Below are 23,280 nucleotides of genomic sequence, written 5' to 3' on the forward strand. Positions count from 1 at the left end.
ATGTGTTCAGTTCGGAAGTAACCGCAAGGATGGCGAGTTCTCTGTTCGTCGATCGCGCCGAGCGCGCGCCATCCAGCACAACGCAGTAAATCAAGCGGAAAACGCCCTCAGGGGACGTTGGGCCACGCGGCCTGGCGTTGGCGTCGCTTTGCCTAAAACCAGCCAACCAGGAGTCGCATCGATGAATCGGATTTATCGCAAGGTCTGGAACAAAGCACTGGGGCAGATGGTCGTTGCCTCTGAGTTGGCCAGCAGCCAGTCACCTGGCGTGGTCATTGACCAGCGACGATCCGACGGCGCGCGCAGCAGTTCGTTGCTCAGCGCTGCCATTGCGTTGACGCTTGGAGTGGGATTGGCCGGTGCAGCGCAGGACGTCCGCGCGCAATCCGTGGAGATTGGCGGCAACGCCAACTGCGTCGTGCTCAACAGCAACGTGATCGACAGCTGCCTGGTTGACGGCAACGCCACTGCGTCCGGCGCGAACTCGGTTTCCATCGGCAGCAACAGCACCGCCTCGGGTGCCAACAGCGTGGCGCTCGGTGCCGGCTCGAAGGCGACCCGCGCCAACTCCGTGTCGGTCGGTGATGCAGGCAAGGAGCGGCAGGTGACCAACGTCGCCGCCGGCACCGCGGCCACCGATGCGGTGAACAAGTCGCAGCTGGACAAGGTCGCCGCAACGGCGGAAAGCGCCACGCGCTACTTCAAGGCCGATGGCGAGAACAACAACAGCGATGCGGCCAGCATCGACGGCGAGGGCGCGCTGGCGGCAGGTGCCAGCGCCACCGCCGATGGCAACGGTGCGACCGCCATCGGCAACCGCAGCCAGGCGCTGCAGAACGCCACAACCGCCGTGGGTACCGATGCCATCGCCGCCGGCCTCGGCGGTAGCGCTTTCGGTCAGAACAGCCTTGCACTGGGTGATGCCAGTACCGCGGTCGGGCAGAGTGCGGCAGCGATTGGTCTGGGCGATGTTGCACTGGGTGCATCCTCGTTCGCCGCCAGCGAAAACGGCGCGGCCACCGCGATTGGCGGCCTTGCCGAAGCCAGCGCAGACGGCGCAACTGCGGTTGGCGGCGGCGCGCTCGCCATCGGTGCCGGCAGCACCTCGCTGGGTCGCGGTGCGGGCAGCGGCGGCGAAGCCTCGATTGCGGTCGGTGCCTTCAGCACGGCGGTGGCCGATTTCAGCGCCGCGCTGGGCTCCAACTCCGCTGCGGTTGCGGTCGGCAGCGTTGCGCTGGGTGCAGGCTCCTTCGCCGATCGCGTCGATACCGTATCGGTCGGCAACAACAACGGCCTGCAACGCCAGATCACGCACGTGGCCGACGGCACCGAAGCCAACGACGCCGTCAACAAGTCGCAGCTGGATGCGGTTGGCGCAGTCGCCGACACCACCGCGAAGTATTTCCAGGCCACCGGCAGCGCGGACAGCGACGCCGGCGCGCTGGCTGACGGCGACAACGCCACCGCCATCGGTGAAGCCAGTACCGCACTCGGTAATGGCACCACCGCACTGGGAAGTGGCGCGGTTGCGGTGGCGCAGAATGCCACCGCGGTCGGCAACAACGCCCTGGCCAGCGGCCAGAACAGTGCAGCCTTCGGCCACAACGCGCAGGCAGCCGGTCCGGGCAGCGTGGCCGTGGGCGGAGCCGCAGTGGATGAAAACGGCGACCCGCTGATCACCAACGGCGGCGTGCCGGTCGATACCGGTGCCACCAGCGCGGGCGTGGGCGGCACCGCCGTCGGTGCCAGTGCGGAAGCCTCCGGCTTTGCGGCATCGTCGTATGGCGTCGGTGCGTATGCCGCTGGCGCGCAGGCCTCGGCATTCGGTGCGGTCGCCAATGCGACCGGCGATTACTCCACCGCTGTGGGCACACAGACCGCGGCCACCGGCACCAGCAGCACCGCCGTTGGCGGCCCGGTGGATCTGATTCCGGGGCTGGGCTTCTTCGTGCAGACCCAGGCCAGCGGCGAAGCGGCAACGGCCGTCGGTGCCGGCGCGATTGCCAGCGGCGATTACGCCGTGGCCAACGGCACCTTGAGCGAAGCCTCGGGCGTTGAAGCCACCGCGCTGGGCTACTTCGCCTATGCACCGGGTGACGGCGCGTCCGCGCTGGGCGCGGAAAGCTGGGCCAGCGGCGAGCTGAGCACGGCGGTGGGCTTCTACAGCACGGCACGTGGGGCCAACAGTGTGGCCCTGGGGGCGAACTCCACCGCCGTACGCGACAACACCGTGTCGGTGGGCGACGCCGGTAGCGAGCGTCAGATCACCAACGTGGCAGCGGGCACCGAAGCGACCGACGCGGTGAACAAGGCGCAGCTGGATGCGGTGGCCGATACCGCCGATACCACCGCACTGCGTTTCAAGGCCAATGCGTCGGTCGACAGCGACGTCGGCGCGTTCGCCGATGGTGACGGCGCACTGGCTGCCGGTGAAGCAAGCAATGCGCTCGGCGCAGGGGCTGCGGCGGTCGGCAACGGCGCGACCGCAGCAGGCGACAGCACCGTGGCGGTGGGCCAGAACGCCACCGCCAATGGCAATGGCAGCGTGGCCATCGGTGGCCAGGGCCAGGCCTATGACCAATACAACCAGCCGATCGTCGACGGCGACGGCAACGCGGTGCTGATCGGCACGACGGCCGCGCAGGATGCGGTCGCGGTGGGTGCCGGCGCGCAGGCCACCGGTGCACTCAGCAACGCCTTCGGCAGCGGTGCACAGGCGACCGGCGACAACAGCCTGGCGCAGGGCTACAAGGCACGCGCTACCGGTGACTACAGCATCGCGCAGGGTGACAACGCCTGGGCCAGTGGGGTGGAAAGCACCGCCACCGGTGCCTATGCCTGGGCCACCGCCGAAAGCGCCACGGCCTTCGGTGCCAGCGCGTGGGCGACCGAAGCCAACGCTACCGCCCTGGGTTATGCAGCATGGGCGGACGGTGCCGGTGCGACCTCGGTCGGCTACAACAGCTGGGCGCGAGGCACCAGTTCCACTGCGGTGGGCCGCGGTGCCTTCGCGTACGCCAACAACAGCGTGGCACTGGGCTACCAGGCGCTGGGCAACAGCATCAACAGCATCGCCATCGGCACCAACGTGGTGGCCGGCGGCGAAAGTGCGATTGGCATCGGTGCCGGCAGCAATGCCAGCGCGTCCAATGCCGTGGCGCTGGGCGCGGGTTCCACCGCGGATCGCGCGTATACCGTCTCGGTCGGCAACGATGACCAGCAGCGCCAGATCACCCAGGTCGCTGCCGGTACCGAAGGCACCGACGCGGTCAACGTGGATCAGCTGACCGCCGCCACCGACAAGTTCCAGGCGACTGGCGAAGGCGTGGCCGTGGCCGGCGGCGAAGAAAGCGTGGCGGCCGGCTCGAATGCGGCCACTGACGGCGACTACGCCACCGCCGTGGGTTCAAGCAGCTTCGCCAGCGGTACCGGTGCATCGGCGGTGGGCAGTGGTGCGTTCGCACTGGATGCCGGTGCCACCGCGGTCGGCCTGAATGCACTGGCCAGCGCCGCGAATGCGTCGGCGGTCGGTGCCAACGCGCAGGCCACCGCCGAGTACGCCACCGCCAACGGTGCGGAAAGCCTGGCGTCGGGTGAGCAGAGCACCGCCGTCGGCGCGGCCAGCGTGGCATCCGGCGCAGGCAGCCTGGCCGGCGGCACGCTCTCGCAAGCCTCTGGCGAAGAGGCGGTAGCGCTCGGCTACTACACCGAAGCCAGTGGCCGCGGTGCCACTGCGGTCGGCAGCGAAAGCGTGGCCTCGGGCACGCTCTCGGCCAGCTACGGTTTCAACGCACAGGCCGCCGGCAATTACAGCACCGCCATTGGCGGTTACGCGATCGCATCGGCGTTCAATTCCACGGCACTGGGTAACTTTGCCGAAGCCAGCGGTTCCAACAGCGTCGCCCTCGGTGGCGACGCCGTGGCATCGGGGGCCTACAGCACCGCTACTGGCCAGAACGCGCTGGCCAGCGGCACCAACAGCGTAGCCGTGGGTGGTGCGCTGTTCGGCCTGCTGCCCACCGAAGCGTCGGGCAACTACTCCACCGCCGTCGGTGGAGGTGCGTGGTCGCCGGGTCTGAACAGCACCGCGCTGGGCAATGCCGCTACGTCCGAAGGCGTGAACAGCGTGGCGCTCGGTGCCGATTCGATTGCTGACCGCGACGACACGGTGTCGGTCGGAAGCGCTGGCAGCGAACGCCAGATCGCCAATGTCGCCGCCGGTACCGAAGGCACCGATGCGGTGAACCTCAACCAGCTCAATGAAGTGGCCGATGCCGCGGCCGCCACCAGCAAGTACTTCCAGGCCAGCGGCAGCGATGCCAGCGACGCCGGTGCTTATGTGGATGGCGACAACGCCCTGGCCGCTGGCGAAGCGGCCAGCGCGATCGGCAATGGCACCACGGCCCTCGGCAGCGGGGCCAATGCACTGGCGACCAATGCCACTGCCGTAGGCACGGATGCACTCGCCGCAGGCGAGGATGCTTCGGCACTGGGCACCAATGCCCAGGCCACCGGCGAAGACAGCGTTGCAGTGGGCAGCGGCGCGGTTGCTTCGGAGATCGGAGCCAGCGCCACCGGTGCCGGTGCCGCCGCCAGCGGGGCCTACAGCACCGCCAACGGCAGCGAGTCGGTTGCATCCGGCCAGCAGGCCATTGCCAGCGGCTTCCGCAGCACCGCCTCGGATGACGGTGCCTCCGCGTTCGGCAGCTACAGCGAAGCCACTGGCACCCTGTCCACTGCACTGGGTTACGGTTCGGTCGCATCCAATGCCTACGCCACCGCCGTAGGTGCGGCGGCCACGGCAACGGGCGCGAGCGCAGTAGCGGTGGGTGAATACAGCGAAGCCACCGGCGACGAAAGTGTCGCCATTGGCGGCACAACATTCTTCGGCTTCATTCCGGCGCGCGCATCGGGCACCGGTGCGTCGGCGTTTGGTGCCGGTGCCTGGGCGACGGACGACTACACCACGGCGCTCGGCTGGAACTCCTGGGCCGACGCCGTGGGTGCGACCGCCGTCGGCGAAAGCGCCACCGCCAACGGCGTGAACAGCGTCGCGCTGGGTGCCGGTTCGCGTGCGGACCGTGACAACAGCGTCTCGGTCGGCACGGCTACCTCCCAGCGCCAGATCACCAACGTCGCCGCCGGCACCGAGGGCACCGACGCGGTGAATCTGGACCAGCTCAACGCGGTCGCAGACGTCGCTGAAAACACCAGCAAGTACTTCCAGGCCAGCGGCAGCGATGCGAGCGACGCCGGTGCCTACGTCGATGGCGACAATGCCGTGGCGGCAGGCGAAGCCGCCAGCGCGATTGGCGATGGTGCCACTGCACTGGGTAGCGGCGCGAATGCGCTGGCCACCAATGCCACCGCAGTCGGTACCGATGCACTTGCGTCGGGCGTCAACGCTGCCGCATTGGGCACCAACGCGCAGGCCACCGGCGAAGACAGCGTCGCCGTCGGCAATGGCGCTTCGGCTTCAGAAATCGGAGCCAGCGCCACCGGTGCCGGTGCCGCCGCCAGCGGTGCCTACAGCACCGCCAACGGCAGCGAGTCGGTTGCATCAGGCCAGCAGGCGATTGCCAGCGGCTTCCGCAGCACCGCTTCGGAAGCGGGTGCCTCGGCCTTCGGCAGCTACAGCGAAGCCACCGGCGAACTGTCCACCGCACTGGGCTACGGCTCCGTTGCCTCCAACGTCTACAGCACTGCTGTTGGCGCTGCGGCGACCGCGACTGGTGCAAGTTCGGTTGCGGTAGGCGAGTTCAGTGAAGCTACCGGCGATGAAAGCGTCGCCATCGGCGGCAGCACCTTCTTCGGCTTCATCCCGGCACGCGCCTCGGGCACGGGTGCCTCGGCCTTCGGTGCCGGTGCCTGGGCAACCGATGACTACACCACCGCACTGGGCTGGAACTCCTGGGCTGATGCCGTGGGGGCCACGGCAGTCGGCGAAAGCGCCACCGCCAATGGGCTCAACAGCGTCGCATTGGGTGCCGGTTCGCGTGCGGACCGTGACAACAGTGTCTCGGTGGGCACCGCCACCTCGCAGCGCCAGATCACCAACGTCGCCGCCGGTACCGAAGGCACGGATGCGGTGAACCTGGATCAGCTCAACGAAGTCGCCGACGTCGCCGAGAACACCAGCCGGTTCTTCCAGGCCAGTGGCAGCGGCGACGGCAATGATGTCGGCAGCTATGTCGACGGTGCCTACGCCACCGCGGCCGGCGAGGCGTCCAACGCCTTCGGCACTGGTGCGTCGGCCTATGGCAGCGGTTCGCTGGCCAGCGGCCGCAACGCGTCGGCGTCGGGCTACAACGCCTCGGCGACTGCTGATTCGGCTACCGCCGTGGGCGGCGCGCTGTACTACGAAGATGCCAACGGCAACGTGCTGCTGGATCGTGCCACCAGCGCCAGCGGCACCGGCGCGACCGCGCTGGGTGCCGGTGCACAGGCGGATGGGGTGTTCAGCACCGCCAGCGGTGCCAATGCGACCTCGGCGGGTCTGCAGTCCTCGGCCGTCGGCTACAGCGCAGAAGCCGGCAGCGACTACAGCACCGCGGTGGGTGCCTTCAGCGCCGCCACTGGCGTGCGCACCACCGCATTGGGCTACGGTGCCGAAGCCAGCGGCGATTACGCCCAGGCGTTCGGCTGGGGCAGCACCGCGTCGGGGGCTTACGGCGTCGCCGTCGGCCACAGCGCACAGGCCAGCGGAGCCAACAGCTTCGCTGGCGGTGCCAGCGCCTGGGCCACGGCGGCGCAGACCACCGCAGTTGGTCAGCTGGCCTGGGCGACCTCGGCCGGCTCCACCGCGATCGGCCAGGACAGCTACGCCTACAGCGGCATCAACGCCACCGCGCTGGGCAAGAGTGCCTGGGCCAATGGCACCGGCAGCGTCGCCCTGGGTGCGGGTTCGCGTGCGACTGAAGCCAACGTGGTCTCGGTCGGTGGCGGCAATGGCACCACCGGTCCGGCCACGCGCCGCATCACCAACGTCGGTGCCGGCACCAACGCGACGGACGCAGTGAACAAGGCGCAGCTGGACAGCGTGGCGGCCACCGCCGATGCCGTCGGCCAGTACTTCAAGGCCAGCGGCACGGGTGCGGCTGTCGCCAGCGGCACTGACGCGCTCGCCTCCGGCGCAACGGCCACCGCCAGCGGCAATCGCAGCACGGCCTTGGGTACCGCCTCGCTGGCCTCGGCCAACGGTGCAGTGGCCATCGGTGCATCCTCGGGTGTGTCCGCGGCGAACTCGGTGGCACTGGGCTCCGGCTCACGCGCGGTCGAAGCCAACGTGGTCTCGGTCGGTGGCGGCAACGGCACCGACGGCCCGGCCACGCGCCGCATCGTCAATGTGGCCGCCGGTCGCATCGCCGCCGGCAGCACCGATGCGGTCACCGGTGGCCAGCTCAACACCACCAACCAGCGCGTGACCTCGGTGGAAACCCGTGTGGGTGACATTGACGATCGCATCGGGTCGGTGGAGACCAGCACCGCCAACGCACTGAGCTATGACGACAGCAGCCGTGACACGGTCACGCTGTCGGGCCTGCAGGGCACCACCCTCGACAACGTGGCGGCCGGTTCGGTGGCCAGCGGCAGCCGTCAGGCGATCAATGGCGGCCAGCTGTTCCAGGCGCTGTCGGATACCGCCAGCTTCCTCGGCGGCGGTGCCAGCGTCGGCATGCAGGGTGTGTTCGTGGCCCCCAACTACGTGATCCAGGGCAGCAGCTACAGCAATGTGGGTGATGCACTGGGGGCGCTGGATGCCAAGGTCACCGAAATCGACCAGCGCACCGCAGGCACGAGCAGCAACGCACGCGCCCGCACTGCGTCGGTGTCCACCGCCAGCGTCGCCGCCGCACCGGAGGCCGCTGTGGCCGCCGCGCCGGCTGCCGCTGACGTGGCCGCTCCGGCGGTGGTGCAGGGCACGCCGACGGTGGCCAGTGTGGGTTCCGCACAGCCGGCTGTGGTGGCGGCTCCGACCGCAGTGAACGCGGTGGCGATGGGCGAAGGTGCCGTGGCCAGCGGTGCCTCGGCCACCGCGATCGGGCAGGGCGCATCGGCAACGGCGGCCAACTCGGTGGCACTGGGCCAGGGCTCCGTGGCCGACCGCGCCAATGCGGTGTCGGTGGGCAGCGCTGGCAACGAACGCCAGGTGACCAACGTGGCCGCCGGTTATGCGGCCACCGACGCGGTCAACAAGGGACAGCTGGACAGTGGCCTGGCCACCGCCAACAGCTACACCGACCAGCGCTTCAGCGCCATGGCCGACAACTTCGACATCTACAAGGGTGAAATCGATGAGCGCCTGCGTCACCAGGACCGCCGCATCGACCGCCAGGGTGCGATGAACGCGGCCATGTTGAACATGGCCACCAGCGCCGCCGGCGTACGCACGCAGAACCGCGTGGGTGTCGGTGTCGGCTTCCAGAGCGGCGAATCGGCGCTGTCGCTGGGGTATCAGCGCGCCATCAGTGAACGCGCCACCGTCACCTTCGGCGGTGCGTTCAGCAGCGATGACAGCTCGGTGGGCGTGGGTGCCGGCTTCGGCTGGTAACGCCACGGAAAGATCGCAGCGGGGCTGCGTGCCCCGCTGCATGCAATGCAGGGCCTGAGGGGGCGGGTCACCGGAACCCTGGCCAGGGCCGGCCGGGGTTTTCGCAGGGAGTGTTTGGCCTGAACCGTCGTTTGATCCATGACCTTGAAGAGGATTTCAACGTGACCAAGAAGCAGAACCTTCGCATCAACGTGCTGGCCGCCGCCGTGCTGTCGCTGTCGGTCGGTGCCACCAGCGCCTATGCCGCCGGTTTACCGGTCAAGGAACCCGCGCGCCAGGCCGCCGCCGCCCAACAGGGTTCCGAACGCATCATCGTCAAGTACCGCACCGGTGCGGCCACCACCACGTCGGCCAAGCTGGCCACGGTCACCTCGGCGGTCACGCGCGCCAGCCTCGGCAGCACGACTGCGCGTTCGGCGGCGGCCGCGCCGCAGCACCTGCGTCGCCTCGGCACCGGTGCCGACGTGATCCGTCTGCAGGGCAAGCTCAGCCAGGCTGACCTGCAGAAGGTGCTGAAGGAAATCCAGGCCGACCCGCAGGTTCAGTACGCGGTGGCCGACGTCAAGCTGCAGCGCGCCGACCTGCGGGCCAAGGAAACCCCGCAGCTGGTGCCGAATGATCCGTACTACGCGCAGTACCAGTGGCACCTGAGCAGCCCCACCGGCGGCGTGAACGCACCGGCTGCGTGGGACGTGGCGCAGGGCGAAGGCGTGGTGGTGGCGGTGCTGGACACCGGCATCCTGCCGCAGCACCCGGACTTTGCTGCCGGCACGCTGCTGGAAGGCTACGACTTCATCAGTGACGCGGAAACCTCGCGTCGTCCGACCGATGAGCGGGTGCCGGGCGCACTCGACTACGGTGACTGGGTCGAAAACGACGGCGAATGTGGCACCGGCTCGGTGGCCGAGGACAGCTCCTGGCACGGCACCCACGTCTCCGGCACCGTCGCCGAAGCGACCAACAATGCGCTCGGCATGGCCGGTCTGGCCTACAAGGCCAAGGTGCTGCCGGTGCGCGTGCTCGGCAAGTGCGGTGGCTATCTCGCTGACATCGCCGATGCGATCACCTGGGCCTCTGGTGGCACGGTTGCCGGCATTCCGGCCAACCCGAACCCGGCTGAAGTGATCAACATGAGCCTGGGCGGCGGCGGCGCCTGCGACCCGGCCTACCAGGATGCGATCAACGGTGCAGTGTCGCGTGGTACCACCGTGGTGGTCGCGGCCGGCAATGCCGGCTCGAACGCCGCCAACTATCGTCCGGCCAGCTGCGCCAACGTCATCGCCGTGGGTGCGACGCGCATCACCGGTGGCATTACCTACTACTCCAACTACGGTGCGGTGGTGGATCTGTCCGGTCCGGGCGGCGGCGGCAGCGTTGACGGCAACCCGGGCGGTTACGTCTGGCAGGCCGGCTACAACGGCCTGACCACGCCGACCTCCGGTGCCTACAGCTACATGGGCATGGGCGGCACCTCGATGGCCTCGCCGCACGTCGCCGGCGTTGCCGCGCTGGTGCAGGGCGCGCTGGCCTCGGCCGGCAAGGACCCGCTGACCCCGGCGCAGCTGGAAACCCTGCTCAAGCAGACCGCGCGCAGCTTCCCGGTGGCCCCGCCGGCCAGCACGCCGATCGGCACCGGCATCGTCGACGCCAAGGCCGCGCTCGACAAGGCCCTGGAAGAACCGTGCGAAGTCGATTGCGCACCGGACGCCACCCCGCTGACCAACCGCACCGCCGTGAGCGGTCTGAGCGGCGCCGGTGGCAGCGAAACCCTGTACAGCTTCGAAGCCGGCGCGGGCAAGACGGTCAGCTTCCTCACCTACGGTGGCAGCGGCAACGTCTCGCTGTACGTCAGCGCTGGTGAAGAACCGACCAGCACCGACTTCGATGCCAAGTCGACGCGTCCGGGCAACAGCGAAACCGTACGTTTCACCGCTCCGGTGGCCGGCACGTACTACATCAAGCTGGTGGGTGAGACCGCGTTCAGCGGCGTGAGCATCCAGGCCGTGCAGTAACACACCCTGGGGTGTGCAGCGGGAGTCCGTCATGTGACGGGCTCCCGCTTTCTGTCTGCGTCAACGTCATCCGTACCGCGGCGAACTGCTAAAGTCTCCGGGTCGCCAGGAGAGCTTTCGTGAACGCGGTAGCCCACGATCTTGCAGCTGCATCCCACGAGGACGCCGAGTCCCGCATTGTCGCGTTGCTGTTGCGCAACGGGCGCCTGAAGGAAGCCGACCTTGCCCGCGCGCGCCCGCTGCAGCGCGAATCCGGTGGCAGTCTGCTGCCCTTGCTGGTCCGTCTGGGCCTGGTATCTGAACGCGATCACGCCCAAGCGTGCGCCGAGGTGCTGTCGCTGCCGCTGCTCGAGGCCAAAAGCGTCGCCGAGGCCGCACCGGAATCGTTGCTGGATGCCCTGCCGCTGTCGCTGCGCTTTCTCAAACAGTTTCATGTCTGCCCGCTGGCCCTGCATGAGGGCATGCTCGACCTGTGGCTGAGCGACCCGCAGGAGCCGTATGCGGCCGAGGCGGTGCGTCTGGCCATCGGCGTGCCGGTGCGTCTGCACATCGGGTTGCGCTCGGAGATCGATGACGTCATCGAGCGCTGGTTCGGCCAGGGCCGCAGCGCGATGGGCGCGATCATCGAGACCGCCGATGGCGAAGGTGCGGTGGTCGATGACATCGAGCACCTGCGCGATCTGGCGTCCGAAGCGCCGGTGATCCGGCTGGTGAACCTGGTCATCCAGCGTGCGGTCGAACTGCGCGCCTCCGACATCCACATCGAACCCTTCGAGAACCGCCTGAAGGTGCGTTACCGCGTCGACGGGGTGCTGATTGAAGGCGAAAGCCCGCCGGTCAACCTCACCGCGGCGGTGATCAGCCGCATCAAGATCATGGCGCGGCTGAACATCGCCGAGCGCCGGCTGCCGCAGGACGGCCGCATCATGCTGCGCGTGCAGGGCAAGGAGCTGGACCTGCGTGTGAGCACGGTGCCGACCGCGCACGGTGAAAGCGTGGTCATGCGTCTGCTCGATCGCGACACGGTGGTGTTCGATTTCCACCGCCTGGGTTTCACCGATGCGTTCCTGCCGCAGTTCCGCAAGGTGCTCGACCAGCCGCACGGCATCCTGCTGGTCACCGGCCCCACCGGCTCGGGCAAGACCACCACGCTGTACACCGCGTTGAGCCAGCTCAATACGCCTGACGTGAAGATCATCACCGTCGAAGATCCAGTCGAATACCAGATCGAAGGCATCAACCAGATCCAGGCCAAGCCGCAGATCGGGCTGGACTTCGCCAACGCGCTGCGCAGCATCGTGCGCCAGGACCCGGACATCATCATGATCGGCGAAATGCGCGATCTGGAAACCGCGCGCATCGCGATCCAGTCGGCGCTCACAGGTCACCTGGTTCTGTCCACGCTCCACACCAACAACGCCGCCGGCGGCATCACCCGTCTGCTCGACATGGGAGTGGAGGACTACCTGTTGACCTCCACCATCAATGGCATCCTGGCCCAGCGCCTGGTGCGCCGGCTGGAGCCGCAGCACGCGCAGCGCTACCCGGCGTCGCCCGAAGAGATCGAGAAGTTCGGGCTGCGTCGCCTGCAGCCGGAAGGCGACATCTTCCTGTATCGCGCGCAGCCGTCCGCGCTGGCCCCCACCGGTTATCTGGGCCGGACCACCATCATGGAATTCCTGGTGATGAACGACGAGCTGCGACGCGCGGTGATGCGCCGCGCCGGCATGGGCGAGATCGAACAGATCGCGCGCGCGGCCGGCATGCGCACCATGTACGAAGACGGCCTGGCCAAGGCACTGGCCGGCCAGACCACCATTGAAGAGGTGCTGCGCGTGACCGAGGAAAGCTGAGCATGCCGCAGTACCGCTACAAGGCACTGAATGCGCACGGCGAGCTGTTCGACGGCCAGATGGAAGCGGCCAGCGAAGCCGAGGTGGTCGCACGCCTGCAGGACCAGGGCCACCTGCCGATGGAAGCGCGGGTGGCCGGCGACGGCAGTGGCGGGTCGTTCTCCTGGGCCGCGCTGCTCAGCCGAAAGCCGTTCGACGGGGCCGCGCTGGTGCAGTTCACCCAGCAGCTGGCCACCCTGCTGGGTGCGGGCCAGCCGCTGGATCGTGCCTTGAGCATCCTGCTGGAACTGCCCGAGGACGAGCGCAGCCGACGGGTGATCGCCGACATCCGCGATATCGTGCGCGGCGGCGCGGCGCTGTCCACCGCACTGGAACGCCAGCACGGCCTGTTCTCGCGCCTGTACATCAACATGGTGCGCGCCGGTGAAGCCGGCGGCAGCCTGCACGACACGCTGCAGCGGTTGGCCGATTACCTGGAGCGCAGCCGCGAACTGAAAGGTCGGGTGATCAACGCGCTGATCTATCCGGCCATTCTGCTGGCGGTGGTGGGTGGCGCGCTGCTGTTCCTGCTGGGCTACGTGGTGCCTCAGTTCGCGCTGATGTATGAAAGCCTGGATGTGGCGCTGCCGTGGTTCACCCAGTGGGTGCTCAACGTCGGCCTGCTGGTACGAGACTACTGGCTGGTACTGGTGGTGGTGCCGTGCGTGCTGCTGTTGCTGCTGGAGCGCAAACTGCGCCAGCCCGCGTTCCGCCTGGCCGTGGATGGCTGGTTGCTGGAGCGCAAGGGCGTCGGCGCGCTGGTGGCCAAGCTGGAAACCGCACGCCTGGCACGCACCCTGGGCACGCTGCTACGCAACGGCGTGCCATTGCTGGCCGGGCTGGGCATCGCCCGCAACGTACTGGGCAACCGCGCGCTGGCGGCCGATGTCGACACCGCCAGCGACGAGGTGAAGAACGGTAACGGCCTGTCTGCTGCGCTGTCGCGCGGCAAGCGTTTCCCGCGTCTGGCCCTGCAGATGATCCAGGTGGGCGAGGAATCCGGTGCGCTGGATGCCATGCTGCTGAAAACCGCCGATACCTTCGAGCAGGAAAGCGCGCGCGCCATCGACCGCCTGCTGTCGGCGCTGGTGCCGGTGATCACCCTGGTACTGGCCTCGGTGGTCGGGCTGGTGATCGTCGCGGTACTGGTGCCGTTGTATGACCTGACCAATGCGATTGGCTGACGCCGATGGCATCTTCCTTTACGACCCGCTGCAAGGAGCTTTCATGATCCATCGTCGCAAACCGGTCCGCTTTGTGTCCCGTCGCCACCAGGCCGGTATGAGCCTGCTGGAAATCATCATTGTCATCGTGCTGATCGGCGCGGTGCTGACCCTGGTCGGCAGCCGGGTGCTGGGCGGTGCCGACCGAGGCAAGGCCAACATCGCCAAGTCACAGGTGCAGACCATTGCCGGCAAGATCGAAAACTACCAGCTGGATACCGGCAAGCTGCCGACCAAGCTGGAAGACCTGGTCACCCAGCCCGGCGGCAGCAGCGGCTGGCTGGGCCCGTATGCCAAGGAGGCCGAGCTCAACGACCCGTGGGGCCACGCGCTGGAATACCGCGCGCCGGGCGAAGGCCAGCCGTTTGATCTGATCAGCCTGGGCAAGGACGGCAAGGCCGGCGGCAGCAGCTACGATGCGGACATCCGCTACGAGTAAGCGCGCTTGGTCGTGAATGCCCTGCCGCCCTTCCTGCCGCGATGCGCAGCGCGTACCGCGCGACCGGGCATGCGTGGCGTTTCGCTGCTGGAGATGCTGCTGGTGGTGGCGCTGATCGCCATCATTGGCGTGATCACTGCCACCGCGATGAACGGCGGCATCGACGGCCTGCGCCTGCGCAATGCCGGCAAGGAAGTGGCCAGCCAGCTGCGCTACACGCGCACCCAGGCCATTGCCAGCGGCGAGATGCAGCGCTTCCTGATCGATCCGCGCACACGGCGCTGGGAAGCCGCCAACGGCCGCCACGGGGAATTGCCGGACGCGCTCGAGGTGCGCTTCCACGGTGCTGCGCAGGCCGCCGCCGGCACCGGCCAGGGCGGCATCGCCTTCCATCCAGACGGCGGCTCCAGCGGCGGCACCATCGAACTGGACCTGCGTGGTGCCCTCTGGCGCATCGACGTGGCCTGGATCACCGGCGAAGTCCGCTCCGGCCCGGTACGGGACACCGATCGCGGTGTTGTCGGGGGAACGCCGCCATGAAACACCAACGCGGCTATTCCCTCCTGGAAGTCATCGTCGCCTTCGCCCTGCTGGCACTGGCCCTGACCCTGCTGCTGGGCAGCCTGTCCGGCGCATCCCGTCAGGTGCACAACGCCGACCTGCGCACCCGCGCGGTGCTGCACGCGCAATCCCTGCTCGCACTGAGCGGTGTCGATGCGCCCCTGCAGGAAGGTCGCCAGCAAGGGCAATGGGAAGACGGTCGCTACCGCTGGGAACTGCAGGTGGCTCCGTTCGTGGAGCCACGCAGCAGCAGCGTGCCGGCAACGGCCGACAGCAGCGCGACCGGCCCGCAACTGGCCGAACTGAGCCTGCAGGTGCGCTGGGGTGAAAGCGAAGGCGAGCAGCTGCAATGGCGCACCCTGCGTCTGCTGCCGCCCGCGCAGGGGGCAGCACGATGACCCTGGGCGCGCGCCAGCGCGGCTTCACCCTGATCGAAATCCTGCTGGCCACGGTGCTGCTGGTCGGCGGGCTGGCGATTGCGTTCGCGACCGTGCGCTCTGCCATGCAGATCGCACAGCGCGGCGAACGCGTGGCGGCGCAGAACGAGCGCATGCGCGCGGTGGAAGGCTTTCTGCGTCGTCGCCTGAGCATGGCGCTGCCGACCGCCGCTGAACCCCCGGATCCCACCCGTGAGCCGCTGTACTTCCAGGGCGAAGCACAGCGCATGCTGTTCGTGTCCGAACTGCCCGGCTACCTGGGGCGGGGCGGGCCGTACGTGCATGAACTGCAGGTACGCGGAGGCGGCGATGCGCAGCGCCTGGAGCTAGGCCTGACCCTGGTCCAGAACGGTGAACGCGTGGACGAGACACCGCCGCGCCCACCGGAAATGCTGGCTGACGCGCTGCGCGAGGTGCAGTTCCGCTATCGCGGCGTGGATGTGCGGACCGGGCAGCTGGGGGACTGGCAGACGCAGTGGGATGACACCCGCCGCCTGCCGAATCTGGTGGAGATCCGCATCACCCCACAGCAGGGGCCAGCGTGGCCGCCGCTGGTGGTGGCGTTGTCGCAGTCACGCGGTGCGCGATCTGCCGGAGCCGGCACATGATGCGGCATGCTGCGCGGGGTGCCGCCCTGGTGCTGGTGCTGTGGCTGATCGCCCTGCTCACCGCCGTGGTGGGTGCGTTTGCACTCAGCGCGCGCATCGAGCACATGCAGCAGCGCGTCAGCGGCGACGATGCGGTCGGGCAGGAACATGCGCGCGCCGGGGTGGAGTACGCGCTGTACCGGCTGCAGCCCAATGCACTGCAGCCGCCTTGGACGCCGGACGGGCGTCGCTACCGGTGGACATTCGACGATCGCACCATCGACCTGCGCATCATCGACGAGAACGGCAAGGTCAATCTCAATCTGGCCGATGCCACCCTGCTGAGCGGCTTGATGGAAGCGGTGGAGGTCGAACCCGCGCGCGCGAAGCAACTGGCCGGGGCGATCATCGACTGGCGCGACCCGGACAGTCTGAAACAGCCCGGTGGCGGGGCCGAAACGGCCGATTACGTCGCCGCTCGCCTGCCTTATGGGGCGCGCAATGCGCGCTTTGAAACGCTGGGCGAGCTGCAGCGCGTGCTCGGCATGGATGCAGCGTTGTATGAACGGTTGGAACCGCTGCTGACCCTGTACAGTCGGCAGTCGCGCCCGGATCCGCGCTTTGCCGCCGGGCCGGTGTTGCAGGCGCTGGGGCTGGATGCCGATCGCCTGCTGGCCGACCGCGAACGCCTGCAGGGCAGTGACGGCGACGGAAACGTGACCGCAGCGGCACCGGTGGGCGGCAGTGGCACTTATAGTATCGAGAGCCGCGCCATGGACCCGCGCGGCCGGGTTTCAGTCCTGCGCGCGGTGGTGCGCAGGGGCGCAGCAGGCACGCCGGGCACGGCATACACGGTACTTCGCTGGGAACAGGGAATGGCAGCACGATGACTTCATGGCGGGACAGTCTGGTGCAGGCACGGGGGCGGTTCGCGCCGGGCGTGGGCAATGGTCTGCGCTGGTGGCGGCGTTCCCTGCTGGCCTGGTTGCCGGTGCGCTGGCAGTGGGCGCTGGGCTGGTCGCGTTCGCGCCTGCTGCTTGCCCGCGACGGTGAGCAGCTGATCGTGCAGCGCGACACCGCCGGCGAACTGCAACCGGTGCTGCAGCTTCCCTGGCCGCAGTCGCCCGCCGATCTGGAGCCGGTGCTGGATGCGCGCGTGCGCGGCCTGCCGCGCTACTGGGTGCTGCCGGCCCCGGCCGTGCTGCGGCGCTCATTGCGGCTGCCTGCCGCTGCTGCGCCGCGACTGCGCGACGTGGTCGGGTTTGAGATCGACCGGCAGACCCCGTTCGAGCCGGGCCAGGTGCACTACGACGTGCGCGAAGGCGACACCCTGCCGGACGGGCAGCTGCAGGTCGAACTGGTGGTGATTCCGCGTCCGGCGCTGGAGCAGTGGCTGCAGCAGTCGGGCAGCTGGGCCGGCCAGCTCGCCGGCGTGGATGCCGACGATGGCAGCGGCCAGCCGCTCGGCGTGAACCTGCTGCCGGTCGGCCAGCGCTTCGTGGCGCGTGACCCGATGCGGCGCTGGAACCTGCTGCTGGGTGCGGCGGCCGTGGTGCTGCTGGCACTGGCAGGCAACCAGCTGCTGCTCAACCGCGAGCGCGCTGCCGACCAGCTGCACGAACAGGTCAATGCGGCCGCACGCGATGCGCGCGCAGTCGCCGCCGAGCGCGAACACCTGCAGCGACTGGTGGATGGCGCGGCGTTCCTGGAAGAAAAGCGCACGGCCCAGGCCAGCACGCTGGAAGTGTGGAACGAACTGACCCGCCTGCTGCCCGACGGCACCTATCTGGAGAAGCTGTCGGTGGAAGGCCGCACCCTGCAGCTGATCGGCCTCAGCCGCGAAGCGTCGCAGCTGGTTCCGCTGCTGCAGGCGTCGCCACTGTGGACCAAGGTCAACCTGACCGGGGTGCTGCAGGCCGATGGCGGCGCGGGCGGTCGCGACCGCTTCACCCTGACCGCTGAACTGCAGCCGCTGCCTGGTGCTGCCCCTGCTGCGCCAGCGGCTGCCCCTGCCTCGGAGGTTGCCAATGGCAATGCCGCCGACACGCCGTGACCGCTGGCTGGCGCTGGGCCTGCTGCTGGTAGCCCTCGTACTGGCTTACCTGCTGCTGGTGCACCCGTGGTTCACCCGCCCGCTGCTCGACATCAATCAAGGCATCACCGAAGTGCAGGACCGGCAGCTTCGCGTCGATGCGCAGTTGCAGCAGCGCGATGCAGTGAACAAGCGACTGCAGCAGGTGCAGGCCGCGCTGGCCGGCCGCCCCGGTTTCCTGCGCGAAGCCACCGCCGAATCGGCCGCTGCCGCGCTGTCCTCGCGCCTGCAGGACGCAGTGGCCTCGGCCAGCCCTGGCAACCGCAGCTGCACCATCAGCAACCGCTCGCCGTTGACCGACAACAGTCCCGATGCCGCGTTCCCACGGGTCGCCCTGCAGGTGCGGCTGCGCTGCGGCGTGCCGGAAATGGCCGCCGTGCTGCACACCCTGGAAACCGGCAGCCCACGCCTGTTCGTGGGCAATCTCAATCTGCTGGCGCAGCGTTTCCAGCAGTCGCCCAATGAAAGCGGCTTGGGGCTGGATGTCTCCTTCGAGCTGGTCGGCTATCTGCAGCCGGGCCTGACCCCGGACGTCGCGGCGGCCGCCGCGGTGCCGCCGTCGGTGCCTGCACCCGAACCAAGCGGCCTGGAACCCGCGGGCCTGCAGCCCACCGCCGATGGTCCCGGTGCCGCGATGGGCGCGCCTGCCGACCCTGCCGCTGCGGATGCCGCGGCAAGCGAACCGGTACAGGAGGCCCCGCATGAAAATTGAGTGGGCATCCCTGCGCAGCTGGTGGCTGGGCGGTGTGGCACTGTGGGCTGGCGCGATCTGGGTTGCCACGCTGTTCGGCCTGGGCGGACGCATCGCGCCGCCCGACGCGGATGCGCAGTCTGCACCGCGCCTGCCGATGCTGGCACCGGCCGCGGCTGACCGCATCACCTCGCCGCAGGCGTATGCCGGCATCAGCGAGCGCCCGCTGTTCGCCGAAGACCGCAAGCCGCGTCCGTACCTGCTGGGCGGCAGCGAGCCGGGGGCCACAACCAGTGCGGTCACCCTGACCGGGGTGTTGCTGACCTCGGAGTTCGGCATGGCCATCCTGACCACCGACCAGAAGCAGTCACTGCGCCTGCGTCTGAACGGCGAGGCCGTCAACGGCTGGCAGCTGGTGGCGTTGGAGCCGCGCAGTGCCACCGTCACCGGCCCCAGCGGCACGCAGACGCTGGAGCTGGTGACCTTCAGCGGGCAGGGCGGTGAGCCGCCCACCGTGTTGGGCAGCACCGCGGCTACACCGTCGTCGGGGCAGGGGCCGGTCGCGCAGGGCACGATCGTGCCGCCGCCGTCGCATCCTTCACCGCCGGTACGGCCCAGCGCACCGGTGCCTGCACCGGCACCCGCGCCAGCCCAGAATGCCGGCAACCCGGCCGCGCAGGGCCCGAGCGAAGCGCAGATGCAGGCCATCCGCGCGCGCATCCAGGCCCGCCGCCAGCAACTGCAGCAGCAACAGCAACAGTCACAGCGACCGCCTGCGGGCGGCTCCGGTCAAAACCCTTAGAGTGAACGCATGACCTTGCGCCTATTTCCCCTTTCGTTCGCGGTCGCCCTGCTGGTCGGCTGCGCCACTGTGCCTGCCCCGGAAGTGCGCCGCGATGCCGTGCTCGACGGCACTCACCAGGTGGTGGCCGGCGATGGCTCGCATGACGGCGTGGAGACCCAGGCGCTGGGCAGCGAAGGCAGCCCGCAGGCGGTGATCCGTCGCGGCACCGGCACCATGATCAACCGCAGTGCGGCATCGGCACCGTCGCCGGCGCTGTCGCAGGCCAGCACGGGGACGGCCACCTTCAACTTCGAAGGCGAATCCGTGCACGCCGTGGTCAAGGCGATCCTGGGCGACATGCTGGGCCAGAACTACGTCATCGCACCGGGCGTGCAGGGCACCGTCACCCTGGCCACGCCCAAGCCGGTGTCCTCCGCCCAGGCGTTGAACCTGCTGGAAATGGTGCTGGGCTGGAACAACGCCCGCATGGTCTACAGCGGCGGCCGCTACAACATCGTCGCTGCCGACCAGGCCCTGGCCGGCACCGTGGCACCCAGTACCGCACCGCCGGCCAATGCGCGCGGCTTCGAGGTACGCGTGGTGCCGCTGCAGTACATCTCGGCGACGGAAATGAAAAAGGTGCTGGAGCCGTACGCGCGGCCCAATGCCATCGTCAATGTCGACAGTGGTCGCAATGTGATCACCCTCGGCGGCACCCGCGCGGAACTGGAAAACTATCTGCGCACCGTTGAGATCTTCGACGTGGACTGGCTGTCAGGCATGTCGGTGGGCGTGTTCCCGATCCAGACCGGCAAGGCTGAGCAGGTCGCCGCCGACCTGGAGAAAGTGTTCGGCGAAGAAAGTAAAACCCCAAGCGCCGGCATGTTCCGCTTCCTGCCGCTGGAGAATGCCAATGCGGTGCTGGTGATCACCCCGCAGGCGCGCTACCTGGACCAGATCCAGCAGTGGCTGGAGCGCATCGACACCGCCGGTGGCAGCGCCCGCCTGTTCTCCTACGAGCTGCGTTACATCAAGGCCAAGGACCTGGCGGAACGTCTCGCCGAAGCCTTCGCCAGCGAGAACGGCCGCGGTGGTCGCAGTGGCGGCGGTTCGCTGGCTCCCGGCGCGATCGCGCAGGAACTGAACAGCCGTGACGGAACCAGTGGCAACAGCCTCAACAACACCCAGCTGGGCAGCAGCGGGACCAGCCGCACCGGCGGCCTCGGCGATGGCACCATGAACCTGCCGCAGCGTCAGTCCGGCAATGCCAGCTTCAACCTGGAAGTGCAGGGCGACAGCGTCGGTGTATCCGCGGTGGAGGAAACCAACACGCTGCTGGTGCGTTCCACCCCGCAGGCGTGGCGCTCGATCCGCGAGGTGATCGAAAAGCTCGACGTGATGCCGATGCAGGTGCATATCGAAGCGCAGGTCGCCGAAGTCGCGCTGACCGGTGACCTCAGCTACGGCGTGAACTGGTTCTTCGAACAGGCGGTGACCACCGGGAAGACCGAAAGCGGCATCGACCTGCCCAGTGCGTTGGGGCGTTCGATCTGGGGCAGCATCTCCGGTGCTGTCGGTGAGAATGGCCTGGGCTGGACGTTCCTCGGCAAGAACGCCGCTGCCGTGGTGACCGCGTTGGACAAGGTCACCAACCTGCGGCTGCTGCAGACCCCGTCGATCTTCGTGCGCAACAACGCCGAGGCCACCTTGAACGTGGGCACCCAGATTCCGATCAACTCGGTGTCGGTGAACACCGGCGTGGGCAGCGACAACACCTACAGCCAGGTGCAGTACCTGGACACCGGTGTGATCCTCAAAGTGCGTCCGCGCATCACCCGCGACGGCGTGGTGTTCCTGGACATCGTGCAGGAAGTCAGCTCCGCCGGTGCGGTGCCGGCGGGCTGCGACCCGACCCGCAGCACCTGCAATCCGCCGATCAACACCCGCAAGATTTCCACCGAGGCGGCGGTGCAGAGCGGCGACACCATCATGCTGGCCGGCCTGATCACCAACTCCGATGAAGACGGTGCCAACGGTGTGCCGGGGCTGAGCAGGATTCCGGTGCTGGGCGCGCTGTTCGGCAAGAAGACCCAGAACAGCGGGCGTTCGGAAGTGATCGTGCTGCTCACCCCGACCATCGTGCGTAACGCACAGGAGTCGCGCAATCTGACCGACGAGTACAGCAACCGCTTCCGCGCGATGGAGCCGTTCCCGACCCGCAAGGCCACCAACTAAGCGACCCAGCCGGCTGCCGTCTTCGCAGCCGGGCTGTTACCCTGCGGTCAGATGCCGCGCGTTGGGGGACGGATGGGGACAGTCGTGTTGCTGCCGATGGGCGTGGATGACACCGCGCTGGACCGGTGCCTGGGCGCACTGGACGCCGGCACCCCGGCCGGCACGGCGATCTGGCTGGCCGACGACGGCCAGGCCGGGCCGCGCGCACAGGCGGTGATCGAACACTGGCTGGCGCATACCCCGTTGCAGGCCGAGTACACCCGCCGTGCCCGCGCCATCGGTGAAGTGGCGCACCTTGATGAAATGCTGCGTGCCTGCGACGGCACCGACGTGGTGGTGCTGGCTCCGGACGCGGTGCCGGCCCCTGGTTGGCTGCAACAGTTGGATGCCTGTTTCGCCCGCGATGCCTCGATCGGCTCGGCCACGCCGTGGTGCAACGCTGGCGAAACCGCCGCGTGGCCGCGGTTGGGCGAGATCAGCCCGGTGCCGGAGCACCTCGATGCCATCGCCCAGGCGTGTGCGGCGCTGCCCAGCCTGCATCCGGAACTGCCCTCGGCGGTGACCCATGCGGTACTGCTGCGGGCCAACGCCCGGCGCAAGGCCGGCGGGCTGGACATGCACAGCTACGCCTCGTGGAGTGCCGCGCTGATTGACCTGAGCCTGCGCATGGCCGGTCTGGGCTGGCGCAATGCGCTGTGCGAAAACGCCTTCGTTGCGCGCGATACCGAATCAACGGCCCAGGACGGTGACATGGAAGCACTGGGCACGCGTTGGCCGGCGTGGCAGCCACGATTGGCCGGCTTCCTCATGGCCGATCCGTTGCGTGCCACCCGCGAAGCGCTGCAGCAGCTGCACCAACAGGCGATAATGCCGCGTTCGCAGGGCGACCTGTTTGCCGCGCCCGCCACGCCTGATCTGGAGTGACCCGTTTGAATGCCCGCATTGCCGCCATCATCGTCAGCTACCAGAGCGCCAGCACCCTGGATGCCTGCCTGACCCGGCTGCGCGCCGCCCAGGACATCGCCGAGATCCGGGTGGTGGACAACAATTCCGACGATGGCACGCTGGAGATCGTGCAGCGCCACGCCAGCGCCGACCCGCGCCTGCATTTCATCGCCAACCCGGACAACCCCGGTTTTGCAGCCGCCAACAACCAGGGCGTGGCCGACAGCCGCGCACCGTGGCTGGCCTTCATCAACCCGGACCTGATGGTCGATGCGGACACGCTGGCCCAGCTGTGCCAGCGCGGTGAGGCCCTAGGCGACTGCCTGCTGGGGGTGGAGCAGGTGGACGAAGCCGGTGTGCCGGACGCGGCCGTGCGTCGGCGTGACCCGGATTTCGCGGCCATGCTGCGCAACCCGGGGCAGGGCGCGAAGCTGGCGCTGCCGGTGGACCGGACGCAGACGCTGCAGCGGGTGCCGGCGCTGTCCGGGGCGCTGCTGCTGATGCCGCGGGCGCTGTTCGACCGCATTGGCGGCTGGGACGCCGGCTACCGGCTGCACGCCGAAGACCTGGACCTGTGCCGGCGCGCGCGCGAGGCCGGGGCGGTGGTGGCCATTGCCAACGACCTGCGCGTGACCCACGTACGCGGGGTGTCCAGCCGCTCGCGCCCGTTCTTCGTGGAATGGCACAAGCACCGTGGCCTGTGGCGCTACTTCCGCAAGTTCGAGGCACCGCAGCGCAGCCTGCCGGTGCAGCTGGCGGTGTGGGGCGCGATCTGGGCCCATGCTCTGGTACAGGTTCCCCGCATCCTGATGCGGTCGGGCGCATAATCGC

The 23,280-nt window shown here is 68.7% G+C and carries 15 protein-coding genes; all 15 read left to right on the top strand.

Annotated elements, in window-relative coordinates; genetic code table 11:
* The first annotated feature begins 181 nt into the window (after positions 1–181).
* The 15 genes from PDM29_RS10535 (at position 182) to PDM29_RS10605 (ending at position 23,276) form a co-directional block, all read left to right on the top strand.
* Positions 182–8,551: an ESPR-type extended signal peptide-containing protein gene (locus PDM29_RS10535; RefSeq protein ID WP_311190136.1), complete on the top strand. Its 8,370-nt coding sequence runs from the start codon at positions 182–184 to the stop codon at positions 8,549–8,551.
* 161 nt (positions 8,552–8,712) lie between these two features.
* Positions 8,713–10,563 carry a S8 family peptidase gene (locus PDM29_RS10540; RefSeq protein ID WP_311190137.1) on the top strand — a complete coding sequence of 617 codons (1,851 nt, stop codon included), beginning with the start codon at positions 8,713–8,715 and terminating at the stop codon, positions 10,561–10,563.
* 119 nt (positions 10,564–10,682) lie between these two features.
* Positions 10,683–12,416 (top strand): type II secretion system ATPase GspE, encoded by a 1,734-nt coding sequence (gene gspE / locus PDM29_RS10545; protein WP_311190138.1) that lies wholly within the window; start codon positions 10,683–10,685, stop codon positions 12,414–12,416.
* Between the two features lie 2 nt (positions 12,417–12,418).
* Positions 12,419–13,639 carry a type II secretion system protein XpsF gene (gene xpsF / locus PDM29_RS10550; RefSeq protein WP_311190139.1) on the top strand — a complete coding sequence of 407 codons (1,221 nt, stop codon included), beginning with the start codon at positions 12,419–12,421 and terminating at the stop codon, positions 13,637–13,639.
* Positions 13,640–13,682: 43 nt separating this feature from the next.
* Positions 13,683–14,117 carry a type II secretion system major pseudopilin GspG gene (gene gspG / locus PDM29_RS10555; RefSeq protein WP_311190140.1) on the top strand — a complete coding sequence of 145 codons (435 nt, stop codon included), beginning with the start codon at positions 13,683–13,685 and terminating at the stop codon, positions 14,115–14,117.
* A 69-nt stretch (positions 14,118–14,186) separates the two neighbouring features.
* Positions 14,187–14,657 carry a type II secretion system protein XpsH gene (gene xpsH / locus PDM29_RS10560; protein ID WP_311190141.1) on the top strand — a complete coding sequence of 157 codons (471 nt, stop codon included), beginning with the start codon at positions 14,187–14,189 and terminating at the stop codon, positions 14,655–14,657.
* Positions 14,654–15,076 (top strand): type II secretion system protein XpsI, encoded by a 423-nt coding sequence (gene xpsI / locus PDM29_RS10565; protein WP_311190142.1) that lies wholly within the window; start codon positions 14,654–14,656, stop codon positions 15,074–15,076. The genes xpsH and xpsI overlap by 4 nt, the downstream gene beginning before the upstream one ends.
* 2 nt (positions 15,077–15,078) lie before the next feature.
* Complete coding sequence (locus PDM29_RS10570; RefSeq protein WP_425508751.1) at positions 15,079–15,723, top strand: type II secretion system protein J; 645 nt, start codon at positions 15,079–15,081, stop codon at positions 15,721–15,723.
* Complete coding sequence (locus PDM29_RS10575) at positions 15,723–16,592, top strand: type II secretion system minor pseudopilin (protein WP_425508752.1); 870 nt, start codon at positions 15,723–15,725, stop codon at positions 16,590–16,592. The genes PDM29_RS10570 and PDM29_RS10575 overlap by 1 nt, the downstream gene beginning before the upstream one ends.
* Positions 16,589–17,755, top strand: coding sequence for a PilN domain-containing protein (locus tag PDM29_RS10580; RefSeq protein ID WP_311190144.1), 1,167 nt, complete (start codon positions 16,589–16,591; stop codon positions 17,753–17,755). The genes PDM29_RS10575 and PDM29_RS10580 overlap by 4 nt, the downstream gene beginning before the upstream one ends.
* On the top strand, positions 17,730–18,506 hold the full coding sequence (gene gspM / locus PDM29_RS10585; RefSeq protein WP_311190145.1) for a type II secretion system protein GspM: 777 nt from the start codon (positions 17,730–17,732) through the stop codon (positions 18,504–18,506). Before PDM29_RS10580 ends, gspM begins: the two co-directional genes overlap by 26 nt.
* Positions 18,496–19,287 carry a hypothetical protein gene (locus tag PDM29_RS10590; RefSeq protein ID WP_311190146.1) on the top strand — a complete coding sequence of 264 codons (792 nt, stop codon included), beginning with the start codon at positions 18,496–18,498 and terminating at the stop codon, positions 19,285–19,287. Before gspM ends, PDM29_RS10590 begins: the two co-directional genes overlap by 11 nt.
* Before the next feature lie 9 nt (positions 19,288–19,296).
* Positions 19,297–21,504: a type II secretion system secretin GspD gene (gene gspD / locus PDM29_RS10595; RefSeq protein WP_311190147.1), complete on the top strand. Its 2,208-nt coding sequence runs from the start codon at positions 19,297–19,299 to the stop codon at positions 21,502–21,504.
* A gap of 72 nt (positions 21,505–21,576) precedes the next feature.
* Positions 21,577–22,428: a glycosyltransferase family 2 protein gene (locus PDM29_RS10600; RefSeq protein ID WP_311190148.1), complete on the top strand. Its 852-nt coding sequence runs from the start codon at positions 21,577–21,579 to the stop codon at positions 22,426–22,428.
* A 5-nt stretch (positions 22,429–22,433) separates the two neighbouring features.
* Positions 22,434–23,276, top strand: coding sequence for a glycosyltransferase family 2 protein (locus PDM29_RS10605; RefSeq protein ID WP_311193761.1), 843 nt, complete (start codon positions 22,434–22,436; stop codon positions 23,274–23,276).
* The last annotated feature ends 4 nt before the right edge of the window (positions 23,277–23,280 follow it).

It is taken from the genome of Stenotrophomonas oahuensis, assembly GCF_031834595.1.
Classification (GTDB): Bacteria; Pseudomonadota; Gammaproteobacteria; order Xanthomonadales; family Xanthomonadaceae; genus Stenotrophomonas; species Stenotrophomonas oahuensis.